Below are 9632 nucleotides of genomic sequence, written 5' to 3' on the forward strand. Positions count from 1 at the left end.
CAACAACGGACGATCAAACGGATGCACCGCTTTGCATTGCTACTCACTTTCCTGTTCAGCGGGGCCTGCTTCGCCGCCGACTCGCCCAACGTGATTTACATTCTGGCCGATGATCTCGGTTACGGCGACCTGTCGTGCTACGGCCAGGAAAAATTTCAGACGCCGAATATTGATCGCCTATCGACCGAAGGCCTGCAGTTCACGAATCACTATTCCGGTAACACGGTTTGTAGTCCGTCGCGAGCTGTCTTGATGACCGGCCAGCATTCGGGGCACTGCTATCTGCGAGGAAACCGGAGTGGCGAAGTTGGTGCGTCGCTGGACCCGGACATGACTGTGCTGCCCGAGGTCTTTAAAGCCGCGGGCTATGCCACCGGCGCCTACGGAAAGTGGGGACTTGGCCAGACTCATTTGCTAGGCAATCCCAACCCGTTGTCACATGGGTTTGATGAATTTTACGGCTGGAAAAGTCAGGGGATCGCTCATACGTATTACCCGACGACTGTCGTCTACAACGGTAATGAACTGCGGCTAGAGGAAGGGACGTTCGTACATGATCAGATCATCGATCGAGCCCTCATGTTCATTCGCACTCAAGCCGAATCGAAGACACCGTTCTTCTGCTACATCCCGACCGCCGTTCCGCACGCTGCGATGCACGCACCGAAAGAACTGCACGAAAAATGGCGTAAAGTGTTTCCTGAATTCGACAGCAAAGTCGGCAAGTACACGGCCGCCGGAGAACCGTGCCCCGATGTGCAGAACCCGATCGCCGGATTCGCGGCGATGCTGGAAAACCTGGACAACGAAGTCGGTGACATCCTCGCTCTTATCAAAGATCTGGGCATTGACGACAACACGCTGGTGATGTTTACCAGCGACAACGGAGCTCATAAGGAAGGCGGACACGATCCAACGTTCTGGAATTCGACAGGCGGTTTGCGAGGTCACAAACGAGACATGCACGAAGGCGGTATCCGAACTCCCATGATGGCTCGCTGGCCTGGCGTCATCAAACCCGGTACGAAAACCGATCATCTGAGCGGTTTTCAGGACATTCTGCCAACCGTTTGTGAACTGGTTGGTCAGCCGGTGCCGCCTCAGAACGATGGCATCTCCTTCCTGCCGACTTTGCGAGGCGAAAAAACTGAGCAGCAGTCGCACGAATACCTGTACTTCGAATTCTGCAAGGGTGCCGATCAGAAGATCTTTTCGCAAGCCGTTCGCAAAGGTGACTGGAAGGCCTACCGAGAAAAGGGCAAGCCGACGCAGATCTTCAACCTCAAGAATGACCCGTTCGAAAAACAGGATCTCGCCAAATCGCAGCCTCAGCAAGTGAAAGAAATGGAAGCCATCATGGATGAGGCTCACACGCCGTTGAAGTAGTAGCAAGCTTTAACGCGTCAATGCTGGCCGCGTCTTGCTGCATACGAGGGATGGAGTCTCATGCGACGCTGCTCGCTTCTTATTCGCCCCGGCGAAGAAGATGTTCCGTTCACTGTCACATACTGCGATTAGTCAAAAATGCACCACTCTATTCTACTGCTGGTCTCGTGTCTGCTTCTCGGGGCACCAAACGGCCTCGCCGACGAACGGCCCAACATTATTTTCATCCTCGCCGATGATATGGGCTACGGAGACATTGGCTGCTATGGCCATCCGTTGGCGAAGACGCCGCATCTGGATCAGCTGGCCAAAGATGGAGTCCGGTTTACTCAACATTACGCCAACGGGCCGGAATGCAGTCCGACTCGTACGGCATTTTTGACTGGCCGGTATCAGCAGCGAGTGGGCGGTTTGGAATGTGCGATCGGGACCGGCAACGTGGGGCGTTATGACGACGCTATTCGTTTGGCCGGACAGCGTGACCTCGGCTTGCCCGCGGATCGATCGGTGATTCCCGGCAAGCTGCAAGAAGCTGGCTACGCGTGTGCTTTGTTCGGAAAGTGGCACCTGGGCTACGAACCGAAGTTCAATCCCATGCAGCACGGTTGGGACGAATTCTTCGGTTACACGGGCGGCAACGTTCACTATTTCAATCACCGTGAAACCAGCGATCTGCACGTGCTGTTTCGAGGCCGCCTGCCCGTCCATCGTGATGGCTATATGACTCATTTAATCACCGACGATTCGATCGAATTCATCAACCGCCACAAGCAGAAGCCGTTCTTTCTGTACGTTGCGCATGAGTGTCCGCATTTTCCGTATCAGGGGCCGAGTGATAAAGACAAACTCGTCAATGAAGATAACTGGATGGAACCGGATCAGAATACTTACGTGGCGATGCTCGAAGATCTGGACGCCGAATTGGGACGCCTGCTGGAAGCCGTCGACGCTGCCGGGCTCGCTGACAACACGGTGGTGGTTTTCGCTTCGGACAACGGCGGCTTCGGACCCGTCGCTCACATGGCCGGTTTGCGAGGAGCCAAAGGGACGACGTTCGAGGGCGGCATCCGCGTGCCTCTGATCATCCGCTGGCCGGGACACATTGAAGCCGGAACAACATCGGATCAGGTCTGCGCGACGTTCGATCTGACTCGTTCGTTTCTGGCCCTGGCTGGTGCTACCGTCGCGGACGGTCGCCTGGAAGGTGACGACATCCTGCAACATATCACGTCTGGGACGGCCGACTACAGTCGCACGATGTTCTGGCGAGGCAAACGTGGCAAGCGAGTTTGGTCGGCGGTGCGCCATGGTGATGCGAAGTACGTTCGCCAGGTAGACGGCGAAAAAGCAGAAGAGTTCCTGTTCGATCTTTCGAAGGATCGAAATGAACAAGCCTCCTTGCTACCCAACAAAGACGCAATCCAACTGAAGCAGTTGCTGCGGAACTGGGAAGCAGAAGTGAGGCCAACGCGTTAGCGTCCACGTCTTCCTACTCACGAGGCCCCCGCCTAACTTACTCCCCACCAAAATCGCAACACGCCTCACTCCAAGTTCCCCAAGTACCCATTTAGGCATCTCGACCAGCGCCCAACGGAAGCGGTGCCGGCGCGTTAATTGGCCCATGTCTTCCCGCTCACGACGCCCCCGGCTGCCGGGCCGTCCCGGCGAGGTGTTGGACCCAGGCTGGAGGGACGTTGATGAGGATGTTGTCTCGAGCGATGCGGCGATCGGCGCAGTGGGCTGCCATGACGTCGTCGATGCGAGTGATGCGAGTTTTTTCGTCGCCGCGAGTCACGACTTTGCGGATCGGGCGGACGTACATGTATTCGAAATAGCTGAGCGTACCCGTCGGCTTCAGCAGCGTGAAGTAGTGGTTGGCAATCTGTTCGACCAGGTCCGCGGGGAAGTTGTTCAGCGGTAATCCTGAAATCACAAAGTCGTATTGTTCGTTTGGTAGAAACTCCTGCACCGGCAACTGGTGGATCTCAGAAAACGCAGACGCGCCACGCCATTGTTCGTCGTTTTGAAACCGGTCGTTTAAGATGCTCACAAACGATTCGTTAAGTTCGACCATGTCGAAGTGGTCGCCGGATCGAAGCAGCGGCACAATTTTTTCGGTGACTGGCCCGGTGCCAGGACCAATTTCCAAAACGCGGATGGGGCTTTCACCGCGATCTGCGAGGAACCGCGTCATCGACCTGGCGAGAAACCGGCTGCTGGGCGCGATGGCCCCGGTCGTTTCGAAGCGCTGTCGAAACTGACGGAAGAAGGCAAAGTTGTTACGGAGCGTTTTGAGCATTCGACGACCAGTGAGTGACACGGCAAAGCGGCGGAGTATCGTGAAACGAAACGGCCAATGCAACGACTCGACGGCGGATTCGCGCCGCGTGCGTTTCCCCGTGGATCACGATTCAACTTGGTTCCGCCCAGTTCTGCGTGTTCTTCGCTCACACCGATGGAATCTTACGCTCGATTTACCATTCGCCCTGAGTCGTGTAGCGTTTGGTGGTCCCAGTTTGCCTTTGCTGTGACTGAGCCGCCATTGCACGAGCGTGGATTCAGCTCATCCTTCCAGCAATTGAATAAAGCTTAAATACTCTGACTCAGAAAGCGAAGCCGTGCCTACAAACGATACTGTTGACCCATTTCTCGCCGCTGCCATCAACACGTTGCAGACGAACAAGCGTCTTGCCGAACGAGCGGTCGAGCAGGTTGACGATGCGGGGCTGAGGAAGCCGCTCGACGCGAACACGAATTCCATTGCCGTGATCATGAAGCATGTTGCGGGCAATCTGCTTTCACGTTGGACCGACTTTCTGACGACTGACGGCGAAAAACCGTGGCGTGATCGTGATACAGAATTCGTGGATGATGGGTGGGCTCGTGACGAACTGCTGGCTTATTGGGAACGCGGCTGGCAATGCCTGTTTGATTCACTCAACAGCCTTTCTTCTACTGATCTTGAACGTACCGTTTTTATTCGCGGCGAAGAACACACTGTGCCGCTGGCGTTGCAGCGTTCGTTGGGACATTCGTGTTATCACGTCGGCCAGATCGTGCAGCTCGCGCGCGTTATGGCTGGCGACAACTGGACCACGCTCACCATTCCCAGAGGCCAGTCTGAGCAATTTAATGCGAAGAGTTGGGGGCAGGGGGGGACGCCAACAATCGTAGAAAGCGGACCGTAGTTCGGTTTGGCGTTTCATGGCCGGTGAGTCCGGTGGGATCAGGACTGTGCCATGCCAGGCAGCCGTGCTTTGGCACACAACTTGCAACCTGTTGTTGGCATACGGTCTCAAGCCTGTTGCCGAGGATTTAGCCATGATTCCACTCAAACGTATTCTCGTCCCCACCGACTTCAGTGAGCCAGGCAAGTCGGCGCTGCGATACGCGGTGGCCTTCGCAGATCAGTTTGCAGCGGCGGTCGATTTATTGCACGTGGTTGAGCCCGTTCCGCCGGGTGCGTTGCTTAGCTATCAGCCGGTGGAAGACTTAAGAGCGAGTCTGCGGCGCGATGCAGCAGCGAAGATGGAGAAGCTGCACGACGAATGGGAAGACTACGCGTTCCCTGTGAATCGTATTGTTGTGGAAGGCTTTCCATTCGTCGAAATTCTGAAGCACGCGAAGGAATCGAATGCTGACATGATCATCATGGGCACGCACGGCCACGGTGCTATCGCTCATATGTTTTTGGGCAGCGTTGCGGAAAAGGTCGTTCGAAAGGCGCCGTGTCCTGTGCTGACAGTGCGGCACCCTGAACACGAGTTTATTGATCCCGGCTGAAGAGCCGCTGAAAATTCTAACGTATTCCCGCTGAAGAATGTGCTGCTGGCCACTGACTTAAGTCGCATCAGTCGTGAGGCTGGGGCATTTGCACGCAAGCTGTGTCGGCAATTTGGGGCGACACTCCATCTGCTGAAAGTGATTCAGGACCAGGCCCACAACGTCACGGAATATGTTGAGCACCTCACGGAATCGCAGTTGCACGCCGAGCACCGACGGAAGCAACAGGAAGAAAAGACGCTTGTGGCCATGTGGGCGGCGATGTTCCCGCGTCTTCAGAAGGATCATCCGGTCGAGTATGCCACGCGATTGGGAGACCCGCAACAACTGGTGCCGGAATATGCCCGCGAACATCATATCGACCTGATCGTCACCGGAACCCATGGGCGTTCGGGCGTGCGTCGACTAATCCAGGGCAGCGTAGCGGAACACCTCGTGAGAATCGCTCCCTGCCCGGTGCTCACGGTTCATGCCAACGTGCCTCTAACGCATTAACGCATATCGCTGAGTAGTTTCTGGAACTCTGTATAGCTACGGAAATCGTCACGCGTACGGAATTCGTAGTGGCGTATTGGGCCCCGATCAATAAATGCTCGAGTGGACGGCGTCACCCACGCCTTGGGCGCGTGAGTCAGCAGGTCTTCCGTGAGCATTCGGAAATTGGCTGAAGACGAACCCTTCATGCGCCCCGCCAAATACTCATAGTTGAGTTCGTCGCTGGCGAAGGCGAGTGGAGGTTCATCAACGGTCAGCACGACAAACGCTTCGGCTCGCATCTTTGGAGCGATTGTCACTCCGTCTGTCCACGACCGGTGAGAACTTCCCTGAGCCAGCGTGGGAGAAGGACGATGTCGGGCGGGAGCATCCGATGGCACCACGCCGACACTGATCACAGACACAGCGGCCCACGGCCAGAACGTATCGCTGTCCGCATCGTGCACGACCTTCAGCCCGTCATCGTCAAGCCGCAGATGATGAACTCGTTCGGCATGCAGAAGATTGGGCGTCTGTTCGACGGGAATCGCCACAGCGTGCAGCCCGAGTTCTCGCACGGCCGTAGAAATTGAAGCGGCCGCCGGGCGACTTAGGTCTCGCGGGATGATTCCCGGCAGAGATCGCACGATATGTCGGGCAGTGACAAGATCGAATTCGTCTGAAGTGGCAAGCGTCTGAGCCAGCAGTTCCTGGTCATCGTGAGTGCCGAAGACTACGACGCGATGATCTTTCGGAAGCGACTCATCCTGATTGGCGATGGAACTCGCAATATTGGTCGACATTGAGGTCGTCCCTCACAGAAAACGTGTGTAATTTCCTCGGCCGTGGCGTGGGGAGCTACTCGCAGTGGTGATTCAGGGCCCGTTCAATTTCCAGAATGGCTGCCTTATTGACTTCGTCCGTCCCGCGAATCCGAAAACTGTCTTCCGCGGAGCCGTCTGCAAATACAGCGACCAGAACCTCGATACCGGATTCGTCAGTTTCAATCGTCACGCGACTGACGAGGTTGAGGTTGATCCAGCGAGTATCTTCATCGCTGGTGGTAATTCTCACAAAGTTCATGCGGCATTCTGCTCCTTCTCAGAACTGTGCTTCATTCAATGTCCGCTCTCGCACACTGTGCGGAGATGACTCAGGTTTGACGCCCCGTATTCATTTCCGCCAACCCACAAATCTAAAGGGGCCACGCGGCAATGAATTGTGGTGCTCAAGGATTTTGGCCAGCCCTCGGTCCTATGGCGGAAGTCAGGGGCGAGTGCTGAATCGGTCGCAAACAATCGACCGACTCGGCGGAGCGTTCACTTGCACGTCGCGTGCCGAAGCTTCCGCACGGCAGCTTTTTCAAGCCGACTCACTGGTCCGTCGTAAACGTCGCCGGGCGAATGGTATTCACTCCTGAGGCGAGTCGGCGGGCACGGGGCTGCCCTGTCGCTGAGCACTTCGCAATCGCAACGCGGCACGCAGACTCAATACATCGGCGGTCCAATTAGGCAGCACGTATGTCATGGCGATGGTTTCCAGATTTGTCACGGTGCCACCAATCGCCGCGATTCGCAGTGGCCACAGTGACCAGTCCAGCAGCAAAGCAACGGCGGCAGCCAGAACCAGCCAATTGCCCCACTTCGCAAACTGTGTGTGATAGCTGGGAACTCGGCCATATTTCCAGAGACCGTAACCCACCGTGATCGCGTAGCAGATCAGCGGGACTGCCAGCCAAATCGCTTCTTTTTGCAGGACTTCCCACTTCAAGAGAAGGCAGCCAATAATCAGGCAACCGTACAAAATAGCGTCGGAAAGACTGTCCAGCCGTGCTCCGAAATCGGAACGCTGGTGCAGCCATCGAGCCAATCGTCCGTCGATCCAGTCTGACATGTGCAACACAACAAACAGCACCACGAAAGCGGTAGGACGTCCGGAAATGGCCAGCCCCAGCAATGCGAGTGAACCAACGATTCGAAACCCACAGATCACATTGGGAATTGTCAGGTAGCGATTCTTGTAAGGTTCGGATTCGACCGGAGGATCGTCCTGCAATGTCATGAAAACACCATCTGAACAAAGTAGTAGAACACCGGAGCGGTAAATGTAAGGCTGTCCACGCGATCGATCACGCCGCCCATGCCGGGAAGAATCGCGCTGCCGTCCTTCACCCCCACGTCTCGTTTCACGGCCGACATATTGATGTCCCCCAGAAACGCGGCGACGACAAGCAGTAGTCCGGCCGACACGGAGATAAGCAACCCGCGAGTCGTGTTGCTCGCCGGAAACGTCGTCAGCCACGGGGCCAACAGTAGTGACAGCAACACAGAAGTTGCAACGCCGCCAGCGAACCCTTCCCACGTTTTGTTTGGCGAAATCAGAGGTGTGATTTTACGACGGCCAAATTTTCGGCCCACTAGCGCCTGAGCAATGTCGTCCATTTCGGTGACAATGACGACAAACAGAAACCAGCCGACGTGGCCAACGGACGGCTCACCTTCTACCGGCAGTGTCACCAGCAACGCAGCATGAGACAAACCGTACACCAGCAACATTATTCCCCAATACACCCCCGCCGTCGTCCTAATGAAGTCTTCCGGACCACAACCCAGAAGTCGCGCCGTGCTTAACAGCAACAGCGCGCCGATCGGTAGCACGAATTTCGCGAGTTCCAGATCGCCATGCGCAATCAAGCCGTATTGCAGCGGCACCGCCGCGCATGCCACCAACATTCCGACTTTGCCGATGCGCCGAGTACCAATTAGTTTCAGGAACTCTCTTACCCCCAGCACACTCGCCACCGCCAACAACACGCAAATTCCGGTCCGGCCGAAAATTACGGCGACGGACATCATGGCGGCCAGAGTCCACCAAACCCTCAAGCTGCTCATCCGTTTCTTCGCCAGCCCGGGATCTGCATTGCGAAGCGCGCTCATTCGCACAACCGTGCCAGTGCACAGTGCGAGAAACGTGGCAGCCAGCATCCACTGCAGATTATTGTTCATATTGATCACTTTGTTTGCCTTACGATCACAACAGCAACGCAATCGTTGTGCCAGGCCAGATTGCAGTGTCACCGACGCAGAATCCGTCGCGTTAACCAGGGCAGAAACACGGTTCCGCCCAGAGCCAGTATCATGGGACCATCCAACAGACTCAGCGGTCCAGCCGCAATCAGTTCCTGCAGAGTCGGAAGTCGCGTGCCAGCGTAGACGAACACGATATTGCCCGGCAGCAGGCCAAGCTGCGTGGCCCACCAAAAAGTCCGCAACGGAATGTCGGTGCCCGCTCCACATGCGTAATTCAGAAAGCTAAACGGTGTGTGCGCCAGTCTCAGGGTCAGCAGATACATGGCACCGTCCCGCTTCATGTGGGCCTGAATCGGCTTCAGATAGATGCCGAATCGCGATTCCACGGCCGACTTTAAGTAATAGCGACATAACAGGAAGGCGACCAAAGCCGCCGACACCAAAGCCGTGTTGACGATTAGCACGCCAAGCGTCAACCCGAACAGCCAACCCAGCAGGATTGACTTGCCAGCCAGCCCCGGAAACAAAGACGTCAGAAGGTACAGGACGAAAGCAATCATCGCCGACCTCACTGGATAAGCCTGAATCGTGTCTCGCAGCCAGCGATCGTTTCGAACAAACCAATCCAGCGATGTGTAACGCGATGCCAGCACAGCCAAAAGGACCAGACTGGTGATGATCAACAGCGGAAGCAGCAGACGTTTCGCAAGAGTCTTCATGATTGGCAATCGTGCAGGTCACGTGCCGCCGCCGGCCCGGAGAAAAGCTTCGGCAACGATCAGCGTTACGGCTGTCGGCGAGGGGCCGATCGGTCGCGTACTGAGTAAGTGTGACGACTTCACCAACAGATTGCATCGACGACCGGTGTCATGGCAGATACGGTGTGTATTCCTCACACAGGAACGCAGTTTGCAATTCGGCGGCGTTCGGTGGCATAAAGAAAATACTATCGCGCCGCGG

11 protein-coding genes are annotated in these 9632 nt (G+C 56.1%); 5 read left to right on the forward strand and 6 right to left on the reverse strand.

Annotated elements, in window-relative coordinates; genetic code table 11:
* Nucleotides 1-21: 21 nt before the first annotated feature.
* The gene (locus Fuma_RS04540; protein ID WP_077023098.1) at nt 22-1386 is read left to right on the forward strand and encodes an arylsulfatase; all 1365 of its coding nucleotides are present in this window, start codon (nt 22-24) and stop codon (nt 1384-1386) included.
* Nucleotides 1387-1524: 138 nt separating this feature from the next.
* Nucleotides 1525-2862, forward strand: a complete 1338-nt coding sequence (locus Fuma_RS04545; protein ID WP_083731796.1) for a sulfatase-like hydrolase/transferase — start codon at nt 1525-1527, stop codon at nt 2860-2862.
* 157 nt (nt 2863-3019) lie between these two features.
* Here the strand turns inward: Fuma_RS04545 and Fuma_RS04550 are convergent, their stop codons facing one another.
* Nucleotides 3020-3685: a class I SAM-dependent methyltransferase gene (locus tag Fuma_RS04550; RefSeq protein ID WP_145943987.1), complete on the reverse strand. Its 666-nt coding sequence runs from the start codon at nt 3683-3685 to the stop codon at nt 3020-3022.
* A 319-nt stretch (nt 3686-4004) separates the two neighbouring features.
* Between Fuma_RS04550 and Fuma_RS04555 the strand changes: the two genes are divergently transcribed.
* From Fuma_RS04555 to Fuma_RS04565, 3 genes are all read left to right on the forward strand, one after another.
* On the forward strand, nt 4005-4574 hold the full coding sequence (locus Fuma_RS04555) for a DUF1572 family protein (protein WP_077023100.1): 570 nt from the start codon (nt 4005-4007) through the stop codon (nt 4572-4574).
* Between the two features lie 133 nt (nt 4575-4707).
* A complete protein-coding gene (locus Fuma_RS04560) occupies nt 4708-5169 on the forward strand; it encodes a universal stress protein (RefSeq protein WP_077023101.1) in 462 nt (153 codons plus the stop codon).
* A gap of 39 nt (nt 5170-5208) precedes the next feature.
* Complete coding sequence (locus Fuma_RS04565; protein WP_158520848.1) at nt 5209-5664, forward strand: universal stress protein; 456 nt, start codon at nt 5209-5211, stop codon at nt 5662-5664.
* Here Fuma_RS04565 and Fuma_RS04570 read toward each other — a convergent pair.
* From Fuma_RS04570 to Fuma_RS04590, 5 genes are all read right to left on the reverse strand, one after another.
* Nucleotides 5661-6446, reverse strand: a complete 786-nt coding sequence (locus tag Fuma_RS04570; RefSeq protein WP_077023103.1) for a hypothetical protein — start codon at nt 6444-6446, stop codon at nt 5661-5663. The two genes, Fuma_RS04565 and Fuma_RS04570, sit on opposite strands and share 4 nt — an antisense overlap.
* Before the next feature lie 55 nt (nt 6447-6501).
* A complete protein-coding gene (locus Fuma_RS04575) occupies nt 6502-6726 on the reverse strand; it encodes a hypothetical protein (RefSeq protein ID WP_077023104.1) in 225 nt (74 codons plus the stop codon).
* A 327-nt stretch (nt 6727-7053) separates the two neighbouring features.
* Nucleotides 7054-7704, reverse strand: coding sequence for a CDP-alcohol phosphatidyltransferase family protein (locus Fuma_RS04580; protein ID WP_077023105.1), 651 nt, complete (start codon nt 7702-7704; stop codon nt 7054-7056).
* Entirely contained in the window at nt 7701-8648 is a 948-nt protein-coding gene (locus Fuma_RS04585) for a phosphatidate cytidylyltransferase (RefSeq protein WP_077028099.1), read from the reverse strand. The genes Fuma_RS04580 and Fuma_RS04585 overlap by 4 nt, the downstream gene beginning before the upstream one ends.
* Nucleotides 8649-8716: 68 nt before the next feature.
* The gene (locus Fuma_RS04590) at nt 8717-9391 is read right to left on the reverse strand and encodes a TVP38/TMEM64 family protein (RefSeq protein WP_077023106.1); all 675 of its coding nucleotides are present in this window, start codon (nt 9389-9391) and stop codon (nt 8717-8719) included.
* Between the last annotated feature and the right edge of the window lie 241 nt (nt 9392-9632).

It is taken from the genome of Fuerstiella marisgermanici, assembly GCF_001983935.1.
GTDB classification, from domain to species: domain Bacteria; phylum Planctomycetota; class Planctomycetia; order Planctomycetales; family Planctomycetaceae; genus Fuerstiella; species Fuerstiella marisgermanici.